Origin of the sequence: Stieleria varia (genome assembly GCF_038443385.1) — a bacterium.
In the GTDB taxonomy this organism is placed as follows: domain Bacteria; phylum Planctomycetota; class Planctomycetia; order Pirellulales; family Pirellulaceae; genus Stieleria; species Stieleria varia.
This window is the reverse complement of sequence record NZ_CP151726.1, coordinates 4,404,380-4,426,988: the sequence shown is the minus strand read 5'-3', so window position 1 is coordinate 4,426,988 and position 22,609 is coordinate 4,404,380. Positions and strand designations below refer to the sequence as shown.

Genomic DNA, 22,609 nt, shown 5'->3' with positions numbered 1-22,609 from the left:
TCGACTACAGGCTCTGGGACGCGTTGAGCTTGGCAGGGTCGGCCATCGTCGACCGATGGGCGTGTTGCCACGTCGGCGATGGTTTGAGAACGATCCCTTTGAGCATACCCAATGCCATCCCCAAAATAACGACCAGTAAGTAGCTGAAAATGCTGAACGGCGCAAACTTGCGCACTCCTGGCAGCATGGCGCCTGCAACCGCAACAGCGAGCAATGCCGCTACTCCTAATGCAAATTCACTTGTCATTTGGTAATCGATCGCCATCTGCAACAACGAAAGCACGATTGCCAAGATCACGAACGGCGACATCCATCGCAGCCATTTGTGCGACATAAACTGAAAAAAAATCATGGGAAACTTTGGCGACGGAAATACTCCGAGTCTTAGGGTCTGGCTGATTCCTTCTCCAAGTCGAATGCGACGCTTGAAATCCTGACTCAGATTTGAGCAAGAAGCTTCATGTGCAAACGCGTCGGTAACTACTGCGATGGCCGCACCTCGGTTGATTAGGTGCGCGGAAATGGCAAAGTCATCCAAGATTGTGTTTGCCGGAGGACACACAAGGCTCTCTCGTCTGATCGCGTACAAGCCTCCGTCAACAGAAACCGCTGAACCTGCGCCGGATTCCAATGCCTGCAGCCGAACCTCAACAGACTGATACCGACCTTCACTCTTCATGGCATCGAATTCGCTGTGCAAGACGACATTCCCAGTCGCGCAGCCGACACCCTGCTGAGAAAGCACCTGCACCAGTCGTTTCGCAGCGTGCTCATCTACAAGCACGTTGGCATCTGTTAACAAGATGACCTCCGAGTCGATTTGTTTGACCGCCCGCGCTATCGCAGCTGATTTGCCAGAACGCGCAGCCGAACTCAAAGTATGGACTCGATCTTGCCATCGATGCAGGGCGGTAGTTGTGCCGTCGTCGCTGGCATCGTCGACGACATAGATGGAAAGCAGCTCGGTGGGATAATTCAGAGCTAGTGTGTTCTCGATCTTTGTATCGATCGAGTCGATTTCATTGTGGGCGGGGATCAAAACTGCAAGCGTGGGCAACTCTTGATGAAGAGTGTCTCGAACTCGTTTGGGCCAGCACCACATCAGGAGCGGATAGATCACGTAGGCAAAAAACAAAATGGCCCCGCTGGAAACGATGCATTCCAGGGGGCGAAAAAAAACACTTGCCAGCATGCACATGACAACCGCGTAACTGAGCCACAACAGCCATCCCGAACGCAAACTTGGTCGCGACACTGCCTCGCCGCGATCAGGCGTCCACGTCACATATCGCTTACCGATGAAATAGGCAAGCACGCCGCAGCCTGCTGCTAGATTCGCTAAGCAGAAGTAGAACGGTACCGACACAACTCTCCACTTACGCATAGCGGGTATGAGTCCTACTGCCGCCAATGTGTAAATCAGGACTTGACTAGCCATCAGGATGCGGACGAAAACTTCCGGAGACTGCACCACCAACAACAGATTGCAGGCAAAAGCCCCAAGCATAAAGAAGACAGCAAACCAACGAAGCAGCTTATGGCTGATGACGTGAAACGAGAACAGTCCGTGTCGAAAAGGATTCATGACGACCGGAACTCGCCACAACGCCCGAATACTGCGATTGACGATCCGGACCTTTCTTCGGTACTCGCCTTCGTATGATCCCGCCGCCCGCTCGTAGCAAACTGCGTCCGGCTCGTAGACGCCGCGGTATCCTTTGGAGATGATCTGCAACGGATTTACAAAATCGTTGATGTCGTCATATCGTAGCGGGGAAAATAGCTCCTTCCGGATTGCGTAGATTGCACCATCGCCACCGACTACTGAATCTACCAGAGATTCATGTCGCTTGATCCAAGTTTCGTACCGCCAATAAAGGCCCTCTGACTCTCCGACGTCGTTTCCATCCTCCGTCACGTACTTTTGCTGACCAACGACGTAGCCAATATTAGAATCCGAGAAATGGCGTATTAATTTGGAAACTGCCGACGGATCAAAGATTGCGTTGGCATCGCTGAAGAGCAAGTAATCTCCTTTCGCCAACGGCGCAAACGCGGAAAGCCCTGCCGATTTCCCTTGCCGAGCCTGCTGACGATAAAGTGAGACACCAAGATTGGAAAACTCTCTGACAATGTCGTCGGTGCCATCGTCGGAGGCATCTGAAATCACCATGACATCCAAGAGATGAGTCGGATAATCCAGCTCCAACAGGTTCTCAAGTTTCTGTCGGATAACCGGTCCCTCATTAAACGCGCTGATAATCAGTGTTACGGTAGGAAGATTTTCCGATGCGTTAATAGCTTCGTTCTTCTCTCCTAAAATTCGACTCAAAAGCCACAGCCATACGGGATAACCCAGATATGGCCATGCAACCAAGACGATGCAGACAAAAAGAAATACTTTCATGTCAAACGCTGGACGCGAGTGGCAGCCCAACAGAGAGTTTGAATCCGGCGCTACTCAGCGAACGGTTGCTTACCAAAGAAGCGAATCTTGATGGTGTCGACAACGTTTTGGCGAAACATGAACGCCAGCCATTTACACCTGTCGTGTATTCGATAGGCCATCTGAGATCCGTAACCGATCGGTTTTTGTTTGTGTAAAGTTTCATAGCCGTTGGCGGCGAGCAAGTTTCCGGCAGTCTTCTCAAAGACAGCTACCTGACGAGCGCTCATCCGGCGTTTCCATTGCCCGACTTTGCTACCATCCATCAGCGGAGCGCTTTTTGCTGCCATGGAATCAGGATCGGGAACGTCCAAGAACTTAAACAATTCTCTCAAGCTGCTTTCAGGATGCTGAAGCAATTGTTCGTACCGAATGAGGCGACAATCATCTGGACACAACCTCATCGCCTCCATCAGAGATTCACAGCATGCACGCCAGTACTCAGCGCATTGATAAACGTTGTTCGGTCCCCACGGCTTCTGCAGCAATGAATTGGCAACGTCTCGACCATCTCGGATCACAAAGACAAATTTCGCGAGCGGAAACATCTCCCGCAACGACACGATCCGTGAAAGACTGAGGCAGTAATGCGGCGTCTTATCTGCCCAACTGGTCACTCCCATCTGGTCGGAACGCGTTTGGCAAATACGGTTGACTAAGCCCGCGTAGTTGCGATGCTCTGTCGATTCGAATAACTGCTCAATGTCCCATTGAATTCCCCATTGCTTCACGGCTCGCTCTGCAACGATCGACTTTACCAAGCGTTGAAAGTCGCTCCTGTCGTTCAGGTTCATTTTGCTTGCGATCGTGAAATACTTGAGGATGAACTGCGTTTCAACCGCAGCGCCCCATTGTGTTTCGCCCAGCAATCCTCCCACCAATGTCGTTCCTGACCTTGGACAGCCAAGGACGAAAACAGGAGTTGGCTGACTGACATGAACGGAAATCTCGCTCTCTGTCACGATCGCTTCCTTTGAGTTTGCCGATCGAGAGTCTCAAACTCTTGCCAGGCTCGATTGGCGACCCTCTCCCAATCAAAACTTGTCGCCCATTGGACGCCAGCTTGGCCGAAACGAATCCGCTGTGTTTCTGATTCAAGAAGTCTGGTCAGTTTCTCTGCCAAATCACGTGGATTCTCAATATCTGAGCAATCCACGACGTGCCCCGTCACGCCATCAGAAACAGCATCGATCGTGCCTCCGGAATCACCAGCGATCACAGGCAAGCCGCTGGCTTGTGCTTCCAGCAATACGATCCCAAATCCCTCGATATCTCGGCCGACGGTTCGATTGGGCAGAACAAAGATATCAGCAGCTCGATACATCTCTTGCAGTTGCCGGTCATTGAGTGAGTCATGAAAACGAACGTTTGCTTGGACATCAAGTCGCTGAGCTAACTCACGAAGATATTCTGCGTCTTGACCGCTACCCGCAATGACCCAAAGCAGATTTGGAAAACGCTCCCTGAGCTTCACAACACAGTGGAGGGCAGTATCCTGCCCTTTGCGACGCTGCAATCGTCCGACGGTTAGGACAACAAGTCGTCCCTCCCAGCCCAAGCTCTCTCGCAAAGAATCTCGGTCCACAGCAGTGGTGTATTGGCCGCAATTGACGCCGGGGTGGATGAGCAGAATTTTGTCCTCGGGGATATTCCATTCGTTTTGCAGCATGGACTGTGTGTTTTTCGAATTCGCGATCAGACGACTGCAGCGTGACAAAGTCCAACGCGTGACCAATGTGAGCTGCCGACTTGTCTTGGCGACGGAAACATCCTCGCCGTGGACAAAGCAAACCAAGGGGGTGTGCTTGGGGCACGCCATTGCGGCAACGAATCCCTCGCTGAGCGGACGTCCGGCATGGAGTTGATCGGTTGGGTGACGTTGCAAAAAACGTCGCAGACGCCAAGCCCCTTTCAGGTGCTTGCCCATTTGTGAAACATCTTCGATACCGTTGAAGTGCCAACCGAAATCCCAGCGATGAGTTTTCCAGCCCTTTTCGATATCGAGTGTCTTTGCATCAGGGTGGTTCCCTACGATGTATGTGACATCCGCGTTGGTGAGACGAGGGTACATTTCTGCAAACCATCTTCCACTGCCACCGTGAATTGGCGGAAAGATTTCACTGAGAAGCGTGATACGAACAGAGTTATCTTTGAAATTCACCACATCAACCTTGCCGCGAAGCAAGGCTCGTCTCTGTCGTCCGGCTTTCCGATGTCTCTGCACAAAGTCAGTTCTCAAATACATAGCGATCGAGAAATTCGTCAACTTCTTGCTCGCGTTCACAAAACCAATTATCGTCCGCATATCGCATCCATCGCCCCACTGATCGATCGTCAACCGCCGGTGGCTGCCACTGCTCAGCTACTTGGTGACCGGTCGCAATCATCATGCTTTCGACAACAGACCTTGGTTGTTGCACAAGGTCCTCGTAACGAATCTCAAAATCACGATTGGAAAATCCGTAGCTGTATGACAACTGCCATATCGCATACGACAATTGGTAAGGATGCGCATTTGGCCACAATTGAAGAGCAGGAAAAGTCCGCTGTAGATCCTCTGCCCAAATCCGAAGATAAAATTCATCCGATCTTTCAAGATCGAGCAAATTGGCAGAGTGATTGGGTGGATCAGTTTGTTGATACGTTGAACACCATTGATCACGAGGGTTGCGAATCAAATGAACGATTCGTGATCCAGGAAAACTCTCACGCAACCATGTCAGACGAAAGTCCACACGATTGAATTGCAAGCAAACACATTGGTCGGAATGTGAAATGATTGCGGACAGATATGCGTGCAAATCCGGTTCGTAAGAATCGCTCTGCAGCAGAAGATCAACCCGATCCCACGAGCTGCTCCAAAGCGAGCGCATGCGATCAATGTCCAAGTCTTCGTACTCCGCCCAGTAATCTGGAATTCGACGATGTGTCGAGTCGACCCAGTCTCCTCTTCGAGCGGGATCAAACCAGCAGCGTGGATTAAGTGGCTCATAGAATGCCGTCCATTTTGGCATGGTGCGTAACATGGACCACAGCAGTGTGGACCCGCTACGAAAACGGCTGCTGATGAATAGAGGCGAGAACCCTAGATCGCCCCGTTGCTCGCGTCGGTCAAGTTGGGTTATGACGTAAGGACTCTGACGACGCGTTCCCATCGAGACAGGTGGTTTTCGAGCAAGGAAGTCCAGCTCTTGACGAATTTCATCTCGGAACTCGCGATCTTGGAGACAGCGCCGACCGATTGCGAGAACCATTTTGCGAACGAGTTGGCCTATCAACGTTATTTGCCATTTCCGAACAGGAGAGCAGCTTTTGCGATCGCTGCTTTCAATTGGAGCTTCCAATCTCGCTGGAACAATGGAACGCTTTTCAGAACATCATTCATTGAGTCATAGTCTCGAATCGCGAAAAGTAGGTGGCCAACGCCCGGCGCTCGTCGCTCAATCTCTTGTCGCGTTGCCTCGATGAAACGCGAGGGAACCAATTGGCGCTGGCAAAGGTCTCGCAAAATCCACCAACTTCCGTACGCGATTCGCGGAAAGTCGCTCGAAAAATTATCTCCTTCACGGTGGATATCCACACCTACACGCCTGCTTCCAACCGTTTGAGTGTGTGCCACAAGCCTTTTCGTTAAATGAGCGTCCTCCGCTGGCATTCTTGCGACGACAGGATCAATTCCGCCGATCTCATCATACAGAGATCGGCGAAAGGCAACACAAGACTGGAAGATTGGACTAAACCGAAGCAAAGGCACATAGGCCTCTTTGCCAAGATCAAAATGCTGAGAATTATTCTCCGTATATTTAAGCCATTCCTCTGGAGCAGTCGCGAGTTTATCTGCGAGCAACACTTCGTTGTTTGGACCCAATATCCGAAAATTTACAAAGAGCAGACCAGCATTTGGAAACTCTTGATGCAATCCAATCAAATCGTCAATGAAGTGCGCGTGCCAAACGTCGTCACTGTCACAGGGTAGGACCCATTCTGCGGAGGTTTCAGCTATGCCTATTCTTCTAGCACTTGCTGGGCCACCATTCGATACCGATACTACGCGAACTGAAGGCCCGAAACTCGCCGCTACATCTGCCGTGCCGTCGATAGACCCATCATCTACGACACAAATCTCGACGGGAGGGATTCGCTGTTTTAAGATAGCTTCCAGTGTGCGGCCAATTTGACTCTCACGATTATAAGCAGGAATTACGACACAGTACTCGAGAGTAGTCATAAGCTAGATACGGAAAAATACGAGCTTGCGCCAAACTCTACACAAGCATGCCTACTCGAACACAATACATCAACGGTGCGAATCAATTGCTGACTAAGACTCATCTTCATGCATGAGATTCTCAGCAATCTCTTTGACGCCTGCCTCGATCTTGCACCAGTCGAATTGATCGAGAACACGGGCTCGACCCGAGCGTCCGATCCTTTCCCTTGCAACCGGATCATTCAGCAACTCAAGGCAAGCAGTCGCAAACTCTTGTGGTGAATCAGCGATAAATACGTCAATGCCAGGGCGAAGCTCCAGTCCTGCGCATGCCTCCGTTGTTGCAACAACTGCCTTGCCTTGCATCAATGCCTCCAGAACCTTCAGGCAGGTACCGCTACCTAGTCGAATCGGCGCAATGACGACTGACGCTCGGTTGTAGTAATCGCTCAAGTCAGGTACCCCACCATGGACGATGTATCGCTCGCCGTCATGCAACCCTTGAACCTCAGCACTCGGGTCTCGTCCAACAATATTAAGGCTAAATCTCGATCCTTCTCTGATTAGGTGTTGCGCAATCTCATCGCTGAAGAATTTTACTGCGTCACAGTTTGGTTCGTAACACATCAATCCTACAAACAGCAGATTGCCATCTTGTTCGTGCGAGCGAATCGCTTCCGCACACGCGGTCGCTCCGTTCGGGATAACGACTACGCGGTCTCTGCTTCGAGGAAAATGCTGAACATCGTCGCTCTTGCAAACCGCGACGCGTCGATAAAGGGTGGGCAATCGCTGTTCGTAACGGGTCAGTTTGTACAGTTCTATGTGATCTACCCACTTGGACCAAGACCATTTGGACACAGCTAGACGTCGCCGCATAGCTAAACTCTCAACGTCGTCCAAGTCAACAACAATGTTCTGCAATCCTGCATCGAAAGCAAGCTGCGCCATATAAGATCGCTCACACCAAACGAAACTAAACTGCTCTTCAGCGTTCAAACGCTGGAGAACGTTCACGCACTCGGTTGAGTCCCATCGTCGAATAATGCTGGGCCGCGACGACGAAATCAAGGATGACAAACGCTCACGGCCTGACGCAAAATATTCAAAAGACCGGTCAAGCGCGTGCCGAAATTCAAAGGCTGGAATCTTAATGACACGTTCACACTTCGCATACAGCGGACAACACTCTTCCTCTAAATCGCCCGCATTCTTGGACGTTGCGGTCACAAGGGTTACGCTATAGTCCTCCAGCAGAGCGTTTAGAATATGGTAAATCCGTACGGGGGTGCCGCTGCTTAGCGGCCAAGGCTGTTGGTGGCTGACGAAAAGGATGCTTGGTCTCATCGACGTTCTGCTATGAAGTCCTGGCTCTGATCCCGGTTTCCCTTGGGGCACTTGATGAGGGTTTCTTTAATTCCAACGCTTGCGCAGATCGACCGAATCAAATCGATATCGTTCATTTCCCACATGCGGCCGAATCCAAGCTTGTGCGCGACGTAGTGACGAGCCGCGAGGCTCCCCGAAAGAAAGTCATGAACAATCAACCTTAGCCTTGCTAACCTGCCTTCACCTGTGTTCCACCATCCATGCTTAACCAAAAAGTAGTCCGCCCAGCGATCGATGCATGTGTTAAGATCTCCTGGTAGTTTGCCTCGAGAAACTTGAATCGCGTCATCGATCATCATCTGAATACGTTTTTGGTGATCATCCGATTTGCGTTCTGTCGTCGCTTGCGAAGAGTGAATGCGCCAACTTCCCCAAGTATCGGGAACATGAATCGTGTTCGATACCAACGTCGCTCTCATGGCCCAATGAAAGTCCCCGATTGGTCCCCAACGATCAGAAAAATAGCCAACATGCTGAAACAGGGATCTTCGCATCAGCAGCTGTGTGATTGATAAATACACTGTGTGTCCGAGCAAGTGCATAAGACCATCAAACGGTGCAACACGCACATGCGGAAACTTGCATAGGTCTCCACTACTCGCCATGAAAGCACCTGAGTGATAATAATGGAGATTGATGTCGTTTCCCTCCGCATCAATCGGCCGAATCACTGCATGCGCAAGCTCGCAATCACGATGCACTGATAGTGCATCCACTGTCTTCTCTAGAAAGTCCGCCGACATTGTATCGTCGCTCGTAGCAATATAGATAAACTCCCCTCTTGCTCGCCTAATCGCATCATTCCAGCCAGGATACAAGCCTTTTCTAGGGCCACGAAACAAACTAATCCGGCTGTCCGATTTTTGGCATTTCTGAAAGAATTCCCAAGCGCCGTCTGAGGAAAAGTCATCAACAATAATCAGCTCCCAATCTCTCAAAGTCTGCGAATAGATTGACTCCATGCGATCAGGTAAAAATGCACGGTTATTTAGATTTGGAAGACAGATTGATACACGTGGGGAGTTCATCGCATTCTTACAACACTTGAGCTTAGATTCACTGAATTAACCAAGCTTGTTAATGTCGAGGAATTGATCAATCTTAAAGAAACACTCACCCAAGTTTGCTCCTTTACTCGGCATGAAATACCTGGAATCCCACTCGATAAGTTTAAGATCAATCGTCATTACTGAAACGGGATACAAACCTATTCTTCAGAGACTCGGACATAGGCTTCCAGTACCTTTGCAGCGGCATCATCCCACGAAAACCGTCGCAGATTAGACTCAGCGGCATCAATAACAGACGACCGATGCAAGGTGTCGAGCGATCTCCGGACCGCCTCAACAAGCGTTCTCGAATCACGTGGATTAAAGAAAATCGCCCCATCTCCAGCAACTTCTCGGAATATCTCAGTATCGCTCAATACAGGTAAGCAAGAATTAGCCTGAGCTTCTAGAACCGGGATTCCAAACCCCTCACACAGACTGGGAAAGATAAAGCAATGCGCACCTCGGTAGAGCTTGGCTAGTTCCTTATCCTCAACACGACCGTCATTCTTAACTAAGCCAGAGACCGAGTAGTAATCAATCAGCGATTTCTCCAACTCCGAGACTGGCGCTCCTACCACTCGCAACGAAAGTTCATTCGGCCAATCGGGTGATGAAATCGCTTCCAGCACAATTTCAAAGTTCTTATATGAGTCTCGTGATCCAACAAAAAGAGCATACTGATCAGCGGAACTCTCTGTCTCTGTCGACTTATCAATTCGAATGTGCTCGAATCCCATCGGAATCACCGAGGTACGCCTCCCCAATTCGGGATAGAACCGTCTGAGTTCATTCGCTGTTGAATGAGAAATAGACAAAACTTCACTGGACGCCTTTAATGCATTCAACTTTGCCACGCGTTGCTGTTCACACCATTCTCCGCCCATGAGAAAACATCGCTCTGCAATCATGTCGTATAAGGTAACAATGCTTTTCCCATTGGTTCTAGGATCGGAACTGAAGAAGGTGGAATGCCAAATAGCGTCCGGAAATCGCTTTGACGCCAATCGTTTATCAATCTTTCTCTTGCAGCGTGCCGCAACCTGATGTTTCTTGATGCTTTTGCGATGAAAAGCAGTCGCGACTTCGACTCCTTCGGGAATTGGTTGCTCTGGCTTTTTGGCGAGCAATAATGTGTAGCGAACATCGCGTGAAGTTCGCGACATTATCTCGAAGAATAGTCGCCAGATGCCAATCTGATAGTTATTTTCAAAAACCAGTCCATCAATTAGAACATGCATCACTTGCACCAATGTCTACGTTGAGTTGACGCAAGGCGCGTTGAAAATCCTCTTGCAGGAGACTTGCTCTATGTGCTTTTAGTTTCTTCGATTTTCGTATAAACCGATTCCGAACGCGAGAGGAAACAGACGGGTGAACCTTCTCTCGAAAAGGATCAGAAACTGCTTTCTGCTTGCTCAACATATGGTTGGATAATCCATCAGAATAAAGATTTAAGGAGAACTTTTCCGCCATGTACTCCAGTGCAGCAGTGGTATAGAAACTAATATGTTGTCCGGTTTCCGGAGTGAAGTACCACCAATCTTTTGGCGATTGAATCGCTGAATTCGGCACAAGCTCCGTCGAGAACAACACGGCGTCTGCAACGTTCAGCATCTCATCAAGTGACGCAAGGGGATCCGCCAGGTGTTCAAAGACCTCCCAAGCAGAAAGCAAATCGAACCGATATCGTTCACGAGCCAAAAGCTCCTCGATCTCAAATCCTTTTGCAAATAAGTTCTGACAGTGAGTGTCGTAATGCAGGAAATCAAAACCGCGATCACGCATTAGCCGCGTAAACATTCCATAACCTCCGCCGTAATCAATAAACTTCGAAGCGTAGGGAAACGATTTCTCTACTACTTTCGACGTCAAAGACGCTTTCTCGAAATTCCTTGATACTAATCCAAGGTCAAGCGCTGTGATCGCATCTGAATATGCCTCGTCGAGCCAATACGGATCCTCAGTCTGAATGAACCCCGTCTCATTACAGACAAAATACTCAACATGATACTTACCGAGCACTTTTGTTGTGAAAAGAAGGTTGGTTGGACCGCCTGAAATTTTACTGATCATGACGTTAAATGTTTCGTATTCAAACCAATGAGATTGATGATGCTAGCTCGTACAACTTCAAGCCCAACTCATGAGGCGATTAAGAATCTATCCGAAAACCCATTTGGCATGAAACAAGCGGACCGTCCTTGAGTTGGTAACTTGTACTTACTCAAACCCAAGGAGGGCCCGCCATGGATGGGCAACGGAGTTTTTATGATTATCGCAAGCCAGACGAAATGTGGGAGCAAATGATGGAATCTCTTCCAGAGTATCCGGTCAGTCCGAAGGGTGGCCGACCACGCGCATACCTTCGTGATGTCGCTGACGCCATCTTTTATCGACTGCGAACCGGATGCCAATGGAACGCAATCCCTCCAGAATTTGCGCCCGGTAGTACGGCTCACGATTACTTTCAGCAGTGGGCTGAACTAGGGATTTTTGGTCAGCTTTCGAATATAGCGATCGAGACCTGCGACCAATTGAACGGGTTGGATTGGCAATGGCAAAGCGTTGATGGAGCGGTGACCAAAGCACCGCGAGGAGGCGAGAAGACAGGTACATACCCGACTGACCGAGGAAAACTGAGCACAAAACGATCTGTGCAAACCGACGCGACCGGAATCCCAATTGGCTTGGCCGTCGGCGGAGCGAACGTTCACGATACCAAGCTTTTACAAGAAACGATTGAAGACTGCATCGACCGCGCAGCGACTGAAGTTCAAGGTTGGGAGAACATGTGCCTGGATAAAGCCTATGACTCCGCCGCGATTCGTGAGCTCATCGAATCGGTCTACGGCTACACCGCTCACGTTCGTAGCCGAGGTGAGGAAAAACGTGAGCTTGATCGGCAATCAGGGGAGCGTCCAAGGCGGTGGGTTGCTGAACGAACTCATGGCTGGCTCAATCGCTTTCAATCAATTCTAATCCGATGGGATAAGAAAGCCCAAAACCATATCGCCGGACTTCACCTCGCTTTCGCCTACTTCGTCTATAGCAGGCTCGGGGTTTTCGGATAGGTTCTAAGATTGGTTTAGGTTTTCGTTCCTGACACAAGCTTTTTGAGCTTTCGTTGAACCCTATCAGAATAGCTGTCGGGCAATTGGATGCCAAAGCTGTTCTTTTCCACGTATCTATCCGCTTTACGATTTCGTCGAACACGACTGGGATGAGACAGCGGGAATGCGATTTGGTGCGACTGAAGCCTAGAAGACGCTGAAGTCGCATCTGCCGTGTGAGTCGCGCGAGTGTCGAACCCGATATTGGAAACTAAGTTCTGATTGGGTGTGGCGGTAACACCATTTTGCGACCAACAAGAGAAAGTCCAAATATAGGCCCAACTATCAACTTTATTGGTTAATACTGAGTCGAACGCTCGAGTCCAATAGTCGGCGGATTTGCGTGGCATCAGCTTCTGAAGAAAACGCGTCTCGCGTAGTCGCTCCCAATTTTTCAAATCATGATCAAAATGATTCCATGCGCGTCGCCACGTCGCCCATCCCCAGCAATGGTTGTAGATCGAAAAGTAGTAGCTCGCACGGCCACGGGCGATCCCATCTTGAAAGTTGTCTCCGGTGACGCACATCACTCGCTCGTCGTTGCGATAGCGTGCCAACATATCACCACAGAAGCGAAAAAACGAATGTTCTGGCACACAGTCGTCTTCGAGGATGATTCCGTCCTCGACGTGATCGAAAAACCATGAGATAGCACTGCTGACCGCTTTCCGGCAGCCGAGATTCTCGTCGCGAAACAGCGTGTGAATCTCGCACTCCCAATCTACGTGATCAACGATTCGCCGGGCTTGTTCACACAATTCCGCTTCTCCTTCTTTGATCGCTCGCGGCCCATCAGCTGCGACGAACAACTGACTAGGCTTCGCTTTTCGAATTTCCCGAAAAGAGATCTCCACCAAGTCCGGTCGATTGAAGATGAGAAATAAGATAGGAGGCGTCATCTGCGAATAAGTCCCCATCTATCGGCAAATGTTGAATTTATTAGGATTGCTGATTTGCAAAGCTTAGCTATCGGAATGAATCCACGAAACCTTAGTTCACAAACAACTTCGTCTGAGCATGCACGTTCCAAATCCAGCGAATTTACTTCCACGCAGATGAACTCTACGGGAAACAAATCAAAGTCATGCGACTTGACGATTTGTAAGTCCATGCCCTCTGCATCAATTGACATCCATCGTATTTGCTTACCTTCGGGCCAGTATTCAATCAATATTGAATCGAGCCGTCGAATTGGTACCGCTTGAGTCTGAAGAAGCTTAGAATGAATCCCATTAATAGTTGCAGCTTTTGCGCTGTCAAACGTGTTGTAAAGGGGTTCCTCAAAGTAGAAATACTCTAGGGTTGCTTCCTCCTCACCGACCCCGCAATTAACGAAATGATCAAGGGGACGTAGACGCTCGAAATCGTCTTTAAAGCTGGGATTCGGATCAATAGCGATTCCTGTCCACCCACGTTCATAAAAAAAAGCACTGTTCGACATGTGATAAGGGTGGTTGCATCCGACATCAACGTATACCGATGGCGAGTGATCGGGATCCATCATTCGCCAAACAAGCACATCTTCTCCTTCCTGTGAGTAAGAAATACGACCTCGCAATTTCGGCTCTGCTTCGGTTGATCTTTTTAATCGGCGGTTCAAATGTTGTTTAAGTCGATATAACACAGTATGGGTATCTTATGAGAGATTCTCTGAGAGTATTGACGTCCATTGGTTGTCGGTCATGATTAGCCCTCGACCACTATGAGGAGGCCGGGCGATGCCTCCAATTTCACCGCCTTCCACGATCAAATCCGCAACCGGATATTTGGGCCAGTCAATCTCAATTGAGTTTGCGAGAAGCCGACAACCAATCTGATAGGTGCCGATATTTAAAGGAAGGCTACCGGTTGTGACCTCAATGGTGTTGTAGCCGGGCACCAATTTAAATCGAATGTCTTCGTAATCGCTGTACGCGACCACGAGTGACTCCCCGCGTGGAGTCGAAATGGAGTAGCCGACACTTACATCTGAAATCATTCGGTTTGATGTGTTCTCAATGCTGAATCTCAGTCTCACCGAATCACCACATCGGATCGAGCACGCCTTCTCGTATTGCCCACTGTAAATAGAAATTTCTCGAAATTTAGCATCCCCATTGCCCGACCGTTCTTCATCTGAACTCAGTCTCCTAGGGCTCTGAGCTGAGTCGTTATTTGAAAGATAATGATTAACCGTTTCGTACACATCCCCAACAAATGAAACGCCGCCACGTTCAAGCAGGATACCGCGTTGGCAAAGTCGCTCGACTGAAGCCATATTGTGGCTGACAAAAAGCACAGTTTTGCCGGATTTAACGGAAACCGTTTGCATCTTGCCAATGCATTTCCTTTGAAACTCTGCGTCGCCAACCGCCAATACTTCATCAACCACAAGTATTTCGCATTCCAAGTGGGCTGCGACTGCAAATCCGAGTCTAACTGTCATGCCACTACTGTAGCGTTTCACCGGTGTGTCAATATACTTTCCGCAGCCGCTGAAATCGATGATTTCATCCAGCTGTTTAGTAATCTCGTGTCGCCGCATTCCCAGAATCGCACCGTTAAGATAGATGTTCTCGCGACCGGTTAGTTCCGGATGAAAACCAGTTCCTACCTCAAGCAGGCTTGCAATTCGCCCAACTGCTCTGATCGCTCCTGCTGTTGGAGCGGTTACACGCGAGAGCAGTTTGAGTAGCGTTGACTTGCCCGCGCCGTTGCGGCCGATGATCCCTAGGATCTCTCCTTGTTTGACTCCGAAGTCGATGTCCTGCAGAGCCCAAACATACTCTGATCCCGCTGCCGAGTCAGCTCCGGCTAAGAAGCGCGAACGAAATCCTTTGCGGCGTTTTGGCGACATGTCACTTCGAGCCGCCCGGTCATTGATCTGCCCGACTTTTGCCATTGGATCTGGTTTGCCACGTAACTTGGCCCACATCCGATGCAGGTCATCAGCAAGAGCGCCGCTGCCGACTTCCCCCAGGCGGTACTGCTTGGAGACGTTTTCGAATTTGATTGCGGTGGTCATGAATTCAATAAATTGATGATCGAGTGCCCAGACAGTCCCGCCGAGCCGCTCGCGGAATCGTGTTGGATGATCTCATCCTTCAAACAGTGTCCATGAACGTGCGCTCGACACGGTTGAAAACGATCGTAGCACACAGCAGGGAAACGGCAGCGAAAGTTGCGGCGTACACGATTCCCGACACCGAAAATTCACCTGCGCCAAGGAATCCGTATCGAGTCGCCTCAAACAACGGGGCTAACGGATTCCAGGCAAGCACAGCGCCTATGTTTGGCGGCATCTGGGAGACTGGGTATATCACAGGCGTCGCATACATCAGCAATTGCACACCGAACTGCAGCAGAAACACCATGTCGCGATACTTGGTCGTAAGTGCCGAGAATAGCATCCCGAATGACAATCCCATCATTGCCATTATCAAGACCGTTAACGGGAGCAAGAAGGCGACGGGGTTAGGGAACGCTTGTCCCCGGTACGCGTACCAGCTTAAGAACAGGAGAAACAGCGCGAACTGAATGGTGAAGCGAACGAGGTTCGATGCGACAATTGACAGAGGAGTGATGACTCGCGGGAAATACACCTTTCCAAAAAGGCCTGCGTTGTCCCTGAAGACCGTTGCCGTTTTGTTGAAGCACTCGGAAAAATAGTTCCAGAAGGTTACACCACAAAGGTAGAACAGGACCTGGGGGGCTCCGTCTGTTGAAAGTTTCGCAATTTTACCAAAAACCAAGACGTAGACGAGTGTTGTAAAGATTGGCTGGATGAAAAACCATATCGGCCCCAGGATCGTTTGTTTATAGAATGAAACAATGTCACGCCGAGTGAATAGGTAAAGTAGGTCGCGGTATCGCCAGACGTCTCCTAGATTTAGGGAGAATAGTGAGGCGTGTGGCTCGATAACGAGGTCCCAATGCTCTGGGTCAGAGGCATGCTCGACGATTGATTCTTGTGTGATTATTTCGTTCATGGATTGTTATGGCGATCTCGCCATTGTTCGTCAGAGCGTCAGGCTGCTGGCTAGGAGTGCAGCATAGCGACGCGACCATCCTATGCGACGGCCAGTCCCACAACGGCTGCCGCTGCTAGCTAACTTGCGTAATCTGCCTAGTGCTGCGATCGTCAATTGACCTTGTTTGGAAACGATACAAATACCAGCACGAAGCGCAAACGAGTGGATGACACACGGTGGTTCATTCGCTTGCGCGTCGTGCTAGTATCAAGCCTCAACTCGCGATTTCGGCACTAGTGCCGCGATATGGTGTATGTTTAAAATACGACTGCAGGTCGTGCGACCCTCAGTTGAGTAAGTTGTGCTGCTTTCTAGTCGAAGATTTTGCTTAACTCACCCGTGGTATATCGCGTCCTAATGATCTCAATAACTCTTCGCTGTTAGTGTTCGTCCTGCGGAATAGAGCAGATGCAACGCATCCACAAGATGCTAGGATGTAACTTGTCTCCAGTAGGACTCCGCTACTGAACATGCTTGCCACAAAATAGCCTGGAAGTCCGCAAAGCACTGCAAGCGATACGGCGTTGATCGAAACTGAATCGGCGTGGTTTGGGATACTGTTTTGCATCCTTCGGGATCGCCACCAATGCATGAAGCATGCCCACCAAGGCAACGCACTGAAGCCGAGGTAGAAAGCAGTTGCGGGAAGTCCTGTTCCCGTACTTAGCTCAAAAAAGATGTTATGCAATTCTTTTCTTTTTACTCTCAAACTCTCGCCTTCGTAGTATTCTGGCACTTTCAAAGCGCCGCACCAGGGTCCAACTCCGAGCAATGGGTAATCCTTTGTGATCTCCCAGCCAGCTTTCCATAGATGAAAACGACTCTCGGCAGAAGAGTCTCTGTTGCCAGCGTCTTCGAACGCAGAAGTGAACTCCCGCACTACCGACGGACCTGCAAGTAGAAATCCTGCGAAGAGCAGCATTGCGACTACCGCAATGTTCAGCCCTGTTTTTTGCATAAACACGAAGAACATTACAGCCATGACGAGACCTCCGATCATGGTTCCTCGTGACTCAAGCAACATGATTTGGTGGATTTGCAAAACAGCAATCCCCAACGCCAGCAATCGCCATTGCGTCCGGAAGTCAGAGGCTGCCAACGAAATGCTCATCGCAATGACAGGCAAGGTCAGGATGGAGTAGCCGTTATTGTCTCCCTTTGTACCCCACTGTGTTATCCTGGCGTAGAGAGAGTAGCCGTCTTGGAAATATTGTAGATTGATTTGATATGCGTTCCACGACTGTGCAATCACAACAGTGAACAACAATGCGACCAATTTCTTAGGTGTATCAATAGTGATCGCTGCTGCAATAGCAACTAGCACCACTTTCCACAACTTGTCAAGATACCAGCTTGACAGTGATGCATCGATCGAGAAAGAACTTGATGCGTAAGCAAGTGCAAGAAAACACAAGAGACTTATAATTGGTGCAGCGTCCCGCCTGTTGTACCTGAGCCCTGGCATCCCATTGATTAACCAGCCAATCACAAGAAACGCGAAGATATACTTTTGAAACGGAAAATAGCGATCGACCGCCCACCGCCAATTCCAACCAGGGTCCAGAACAGCAAAGAAATAGAATCCTAACACCCCTGTCCAAGGGCGTATTAACGCAGCAAAACAAATTGCGACGAAGATTCCGTAGATAACGATCGTGCTGATCAATTATCGTGTTCCTCCCCTTGGACCGTTTCGCAATAGGTGAATTCAGTTTCCGGGACTGTAGCGTTTTTACGCAATGTCTCGCTCAAAGGCGTAAATATCTCAGTTGCGAAGAGCTTTCTCATGCGATTTTCAGTTCGGCCCAAGCCCACATAGTGTCTTGCACGGCTTTTCCGTCCGATGCCACTGACCCGCGGTTGCTCGGGGTCGATTTCCCACGGGTGGATGTACAGCATCGCGGGGCGGTTTTGGGCTTGGATCGAGCGTATCGCTTGCCGGGTCAATGACAGCGGGAAGAGGCGAAAGTAGCCGCCGCCGATCGGGACTTTTAGCTTGCCCACACGGCCGACCGATGGGGGGATTTCGGTGATCGGGCCGTGCTGGGTTTGGATGGTGTGGATGTCGGGTCTCGCGCCCGGCATGCCGCCGCGTGCGTGACGGATGGGGAAGATGCTGCTGTCGACGGTGAAGCCTTCTTCGACGAGCACGTCCAAGGCCCACATGGATTTGTTGGTGATCGAAAAACTGGGGGCTCGGTAGGCGGTGACGCCGACGCCCGTGGCGTCGCCGATTGCTGCTTTGCTGTCGCGGATGTCTTGGCGGAATTCGTCCGGGGTCAGGTTGTAGACCAATTGGTGCCAGAAACCGTGCGACGCTAGTTCGTGCCCGGCGTCGGCGATTCGGCGAACGAGTGTTGGGTAATGCTTGGCGACCCAGCCGAGCACGAAGAAGGTGCCGTGGACGTTGCAGTCGGCGAAGAGCTGCAGCAGCCTGTCCGTGCTCGCTTCGACCCGGCACGGGATGCTGTTCCACTGGTCCCGAGAGATACGGTGCTCGAACGCCGAGACTTGGAAGTAGTCTTCGACGTCGACGGTGAGGATGTTGGGGAGGGTGGACAAGAGCGGGGGAGGAGGTTTTGTCGCTCGAACCTCCGGGTCGATGGCGTGACCCGGGGTGGAGTGGTTGCGTTTTCGACTTGGGAGTCGAATGATGGGGGGAGTGTCAGGCTGGAAAGCCTGACGTACTTGAGAGGTGGGGAACCGGGGGCTAACGCCCTGCGGCTGATGGGAGTTTTGCGGTGGTTTTGTTTGGTTGCGTTTTCGACTTGGGAAGTCGAATGATGGGGAGTGGAAAGTCAGGCTGGAAAGTCTGACGTACTTGTGAGGTGGGGAACCGGGGGCTAACGCCCTGCGGCTGATGGGCGGATTGTGGTGGTTTTGTTTTCTTGCGTTTTCGACTGGGGAAGTCGAATGTGGGGTGGGTGTGTCAGGCTGGAAAGCCTGACGTACTTGAAAGGTGGGGAACCGGGGGCTAACGCCCTGCGGCTGATGGGCGGATTGTGGTGGTTTTGTTTTCTTGCGTTTTCGACTTGGGAGTCGAATGATGGGGGGGGAAAGTCAGGCTGGAAAGCCTGACGTACTTGTGAGGTGGGGAACCGGGGGCTAACGCCCTGCGGCTGATGGGCGGATTGTGGTGGTTTTTGTTTGGTTGCGTTTTCGACTTGGGATGTCGAATGATGGGGGGGTAAAGTCAGGCTGGAAAGCCTGACGTACGGTGCCTGACGTACTTGGGGGGATTAGCGGGGGGAGCGGGCTAGGGTGGCGTCGTCGTCATAGCTGTCGCTGTCGGTTTTCCAGGAATCGCCTGGGCCGTCGACCTGCGCGGCGTCTTCGATGTCGTCGTCGATGTCGATTTCCGCTAGCTCTTTCCGCAACCTTGCTTGTGCCAGTAACTCTTGCAAGCTCACGGAGTGACGATGGTCGTTGGTGGGCGGTAACTCAGCCAGCAAGTGCTTGCGGTCCAGACCCATCAGTCGTGTCAAAGTTTCATTGCTGATGCACAGGACTCGCAATGTGGTCAACATCACCATCCGGGCGTCAAACCATAGATGGGCGTTGTCGATGTGATGCAGATCCAGGACTTGTTTGCGCTGCACGCTACGGAGATCGGTGTCCGGTGGCAGATTGATTTGCGATAGTCCGGTGATGCCCGGCTTGACGATCAGTCGTCGCTGATACCCTGGGATTTCTTCTGTCAACAGCTCGACAAACTCGGGTCGTTCAGGGCGCGGTCCGACGATCACCATTTCTCCACGGACGACGTTGACCAGTTGAGGCAACTCGTCCAAATGCAGTGAACGTAAGATGCGACCCAATCGTGTGATCCGTGGGTCACCTTTGGAGGACCACTGCGGTCCACCGGCTTCCGCGTCTTGTCGCATCGTCCGCAGCTTCAACACTTCGAACGTTCGCCCGCCGCGTCCGACTCGGGTTTGTCGAAACAGGCCGGGGCCTTTGGAGGTCAGACGGATGGCGACCCAGCACACTGCGATCACCGGCAATGCGGGTACCAACAAGCACGCACCCATCGCTCGCTCGACTCGATCTTTGCGGGCAAAGTATCGATAGCGACGATGGGTCTGCGGCAGCGTTGGTAGCGGAGTTTCGTCGCGTTTGGTTGCAAAGCGATACTCGGGTAGCAATTCATCAAGCGTTGGCATCCTGAGTCCTCTCGTCCTTTTCCGTGAAATCTATGTTGCAGCTACTAGGGGCGATAACGAGTGACAACAACGAATGCTTTCCGCCAAAGCGAATGTTGCTGGGTGACGTTTTGATGTCTGACGGGGATGACAGGCAGGGGACGTCGGTAGAAAAACTGTTGTCGGTTTGCTGGGGCGCCGGTAGGTGCCGCTAATGGTGTTGCTGACGCCAGCTGGGTGGGGATTTTGGAGGTAGGTCAGGCTGGAAAGGTTGGCGTACTTGGCTCCACGTAGGCGAGTCTGTCTCAGACTCGCGGTTCGCGTGGTTTGGAAGCTTCGAGGAACTGTTTTTGGATTGGCGTTTTCGACTTGGAAAGTCGAACGACAATGAGGGTGTGTCAGGCTGGAAAGGTTGGCGTACGGTGTCTGACGTACTTGGGTGGTAGGTCAGGCTAGAAAGCCTGACGTACTTGGGCACGTAGGCGAGTCTGTCTCAGACTCGCAGTTCGCGTGGTTTGGAAGCTTCGAGGAACTGTTTTTGGATTGGCGTTTTCGACTTGGAAAGTCGAACGACAATGGGGAAGGTCAGGCTGGAAAGCCTGACGTACTTGAGGTGGGATGTACGTCAGCCTTTCTTGGCTGACATTTCGCGAGTTTGGCTTTGATACCAGGATGACGCGCGGGTGAGTGAGTCACGAGGTTTTGTTCACTCGCTTGCGCTTCGTGCTGGTACTTGGGGGTAGGTCAGGCTGGAAAGCCTGACGTACATGGGGGTTAAGTGTTTTGGGAGATCTGGTGGTTGAGGGCTGGTAGAAACGACTTTAGGAAATCTTGGACGGGTGATGGCTGGCCGTCTGTTCCTGGTGGTCCCGCTACTTGCACTTTGTAAAGCTGGTCGGTGAGCCATACCCTGGGGTACTTGGCCGCTTGCCAACGGCCGCCGTCGCTCCATCCATAACAGACTTCCAGGTGCGGCTCTTCGCTGCCCTCACGTTGGAACTCGACTCGCCAAAGTTGGTCGAGCTGATCGTCCGTTTTCAAGGTCAGTACGGTTGTCGGTCCAGCGGGCTCGGTTCCACGGCTGCTGTAACAGATCTCGGGAACGTGGACCGCGATCGGGCCGCGGGGGCCGAACAAGACCGCCACGTTGACCCGTTGACCGCTTGCAGGATTCCAGTATTCGCGGACCAGGGATCCATGGCATTGCAGCATTTCAGCCGCCCGCTCATCGAGTTCTCCTTCGTCTGCCAGTTCCCAGTCGCCGCATTTGCTGGGCAACTCGGCGAGCTGCGCGCCGATCCGCTGTAGATTGGGTTTGTCCACCCAACGTCCGTCGAGGTAGCCGTGCAAAATCCCCGACAACAGAATGGCGGCGACGCATATCGTGACGCCGCGGGTTCGTTTGCCGAAGCGTCTGGAGCGGGTTCGCGGGCTGGATGTGGTTTCGGTCATCGGGTGTACGTCAGTTTTTCTGGGCTGACTGGGTTGGTGGTGCGTTTTCGACTTGAAAAGGCGAGCGACGGTGGGTTCGTGGGCGAGTCTGTCTCAGACTCGCGGTTCGCGTCTCGGAGAGACGCGGCTACGTGGTTTGGTGCGTCAGGATCGCTCGCTCGGATTATTCATGCGGATGATTGGTTTTCATAACCCGACGCGTAAGCGAGGGATTTGCCGAGTATCCCTCGCTTACGCGTCGGGTTATGAATCATCTGGGCTGGGAGGTATCCCTCGCTTACGCGTCGGGTTGTGAATGATCTGGGCTGGGAACCGGGGACTATCGCCCTGCGGCTGATGGGCGTTTTGCAAAGACCCGGCCGCTTACGCGTCGCGGCTCAGGGCGGTTGGTGGTGGCTTGTTGCTTTGAGCCGCTGGCCGTCGAGGCCACGGGTATTGCGCCGGGGCGTCATGCGTTTGGCAATGGCCGGGCGTTTAGTTGGGCTGACGGCCCCCTCCCTCGCTTTCGCCTGGACGGCTTAGCTCGACCTCCCCCAAGGAACTTGGGGGAGGTGTCTGGGAATGTCGCGGCTCAGGGTGGTTGGTGGTGGCGTGTTGCTTTGAGCCGCTGGCCGTCGAGGCCACGGGTATTGCGCCGGGGTGGTAGTGATGGTTGTTGCAAGACCCGGCCGCTTACGCGTCGCGGCTCAGGGCGTTTGGTGGTGGCGGGCGTTGTGTTGGGTGGACGGCCCCCTCCCTCGCATTCGCCTCAGCGGCTTTGCTCGACCTCCCCCAAGTTCCTTGAGGGAGGTGTCTGAA

The 22,609-nt window shown here is 51.6% G+C and carries 18 protein-coding genes; 1 reads left to right on the top strand and 17 read right to left on the bottom strand.

From position 1 onward, the window contains the following. Positions 1-4 precede the first annotated feature (4 nt). The 9 genes from Pla52nx_RS14885 to Pla52nx_RS14845 all read right to left on the bottom strand — a co-directional run bounded on the left by Pla52nx_RS14885 (position 5) and on the right by Pla52nx_RS14845 (position 11,170). The gene (locus Pla52nx_RS14885) at positions 5-2,407 is read right to left on the bottom strand and encodes a glycosyltransferase (protein ID WP_146521723.1); all 2,403 of its coding nucleotides are present in this window, start codon (positions 2,405-2,407) and stop codon (positions 5-7) included. Between the two features lie 50 nt (positions 2,408-2,457). Then, positions 2,458-3,408, bottom strand: coding sequence for a sulfotransferase family protein (locus tag Pla52nx_RS14880; RefSeq protein WP_197454842.1), 951 nt, complete (start codon positions 3,406-3,408; stop codon positions 2,458-2,460). Continuing rightward, positions 3,405-4,691, bottom strand: coding sequence for a glycosyltransferase family 4 protein (locus Pla52nx_RS14875; RefSeq protein WP_390620400.1), 1,287 nt, complete (start codon positions 4,689-4,691; stop codon positions 3,405-3,407). The genes Pla52nx_RS14880 and Pla52nx_RS14875 overlap by 4 nt, the downstream gene beginning before the upstream one ends. Then, positions 4,675-5,472 (bottom strand): sulfotransferase, encoded by a 798-nt coding sequence (locus Pla52nx_RS14870; protein ID WP_342190408.1) that lies wholly within the window; start codon positions 5,470-5,472, stop codon positions 4,675-4,677. Before Pla52nx_RS14870 ends, Pla52nx_RS14875 begins: the two co-directional genes overlap by 17 nt. 254 nt (positions 5,473-5,726) lie before the next feature. Next, positions 5,727-6,674, bottom strand: a complete 948-nt coding sequence (locus Pla52nx_RS14865; RefSeq protein WP_146521719.1) for a glycosyltransferase family 2 protein — start codon at positions 6,672-6,674, stop codon at positions 5,727-5,729. A 93-nt stretch (positions 6,675-6,767) separates the two neighbouring features. Beyond that, a complete protein-coding gene (locus Pla52nx_RS14860; protein WP_146521718.1) occupies positions 6,768-8,003 on the bottom strand; it encodes a glycosyltransferase family 4 protein in 1,236 nt (411 codons plus the stop codon). Continuing rightward, positions 8,000-9,073 (bottom strand): glycosyltransferase family 2 protein, encoded by a 1,074-nt coding sequence (locus Pla52nx_RS14855; RefSeq protein ID WP_146521717.1) that lies wholly within the window; start codon positions 9,071-9,073, stop codon positions 8,000-8,002. The genes Pla52nx_RS14860 and Pla52nx_RS14855 overlap by 4 nt, the downstream gene beginning before the upstream one ends. A gap of 179 nt (positions 9,074-9,252) precedes the next feature. Further along, entirely contained in the window at positions 9,253-10,335 is a 1,083-nt protein-coding gene (locus Pla52nx_RS14850) for a glycosyltransferase family 4 protein (RefSeq protein ID WP_197454840.1), read from the bottom strand. Then, entirely contained in the window at positions 10,319-11,170 is an 852-nt protein-coding gene (locus tag Pla52nx_RS14845; RefSeq protein WP_146521715.1) for a class I SAM-dependent methyltransferase, read from the bottom strand. Before Pla52nx_RS14845 ends, Pla52nx_RS14850 begins: the two co-directional genes overlap by 17 nt. A 173-nt stretch (positions 11,171-11,343) precedes the next feature. Between Pla52nx_RS14845 and Pla52nx_RS14840 the strand changes: the two genes are divergently transcribed. After that, on the top strand, positions 11,344-12,168 hold the full coding sequence (locus tag Pla52nx_RS14840) for an IS5 family transposase (protein WP_146521714.1): 825 nt from the start codon (positions 11,344-11,346) through the stop codon (positions 12,166-12,168). 14 nt (positions 12,169-12,182) lie between these two features. Here the strand turns inward: Pla52nx_RS14840 and Pla52nx_RS14835 are convergent, their stop codons facing one another. The 8 genes from Pla52nx_RS14835 to Pla52nx_RS14800 form a co-directional block, all read right to left on the bottom strand. Next, a complete protein-coding gene (locus Pla52nx_RS14835) occupies positions 12,183-13,106 on the bottom strand; it encodes a hypothetical protein (RefSeq protein ID WP_146521713.1) in 924 nt (307 codons plus the stop codon). Further along, complete coding sequence (locus tag Pla52nx_RS14830; RefSeq protein WP_146521712.1) at positions 13,103-13,831, bottom strand: FkbM family methyltransferase; 729 nt, start codon at positions 13,829-13,831, stop codon at positions 13,103-13,105. Before Pla52nx_RS14830 ends, Pla52nx_RS14835 begins: the two co-directional genes overlap by 4 nt. A 12-nt stretch (positions 13,832-13,843) precedes the next feature. Continuing rightward, positions 13,844-15,211, bottom strand: a complete 1,368-nt coding sequence (locus Pla52nx_RS14825) for an ABC transporter ATP-binding protein (protein WP_146521711.1) — start codon at positions 15,209-15,211, stop codon at positions 13,844-13,846. Between the two features lie 79 nt (positions 15,212-15,290). Beyond that, a complete protein-coding gene (locus tag Pla52nx_RS14820; protein WP_146521710.1) occupies positions 15,291-16,175 on the bottom strand; it encodes an ABC transporter permease in 885 nt (294 codons plus the stop codon). A gap of 370 nt (positions 16,176-16,545) precedes the next feature. Further along, a complete protein-coding gene (locus tag Pla52nx_RS14815; RefSeq protein ID WP_146521709.1) occupies positions 16,546-17,883 on the bottom strand; it encodes an O-antigen ligase family protein in 1,338 nt (445 codons plus the stop codon). Continuing rightward, a complete protein-coding gene (locus Pla52nx_RS14810) occupies positions 17,880-18,779 on the bottom strand; it encodes an XrtA system polysaccharide deacetylase (RefSeq protein WP_231742198.1) in 900 nt (299 codons plus the stop codon). Before Pla52nx_RS14810 ends, Pla52nx_RS14815 begins: the two co-directional genes overlap by 4 nt. Before the next feature lie 677 nt (positions 18,780-19,456). Beyond that, complete coding sequence (locus Pla52nx_RS14805; protein WP_146521707.1) at positions 19,457-20,380, bottom strand: sugar transferase; 924 nt, start codon at positions 20,378-20,380, stop codon at positions 19,457-19,459. Between the two features lie 753 nt (positions 20,381-21,133). Continuing rightward, positions 21,134-21,811: an exosortase-associated EpsI family protein gene (locus tag Pla52nx_RS14800; RefSeq protein ID WP_146521706.1), complete on the bottom strand. Its 678-nt coding sequence runs from the start codon at positions 21,809-21,811 to the stop codon at positions 21,134-21,136. Between the last annotated feature and the right edge of the window lie 798 nt (positions 21,812-22,609).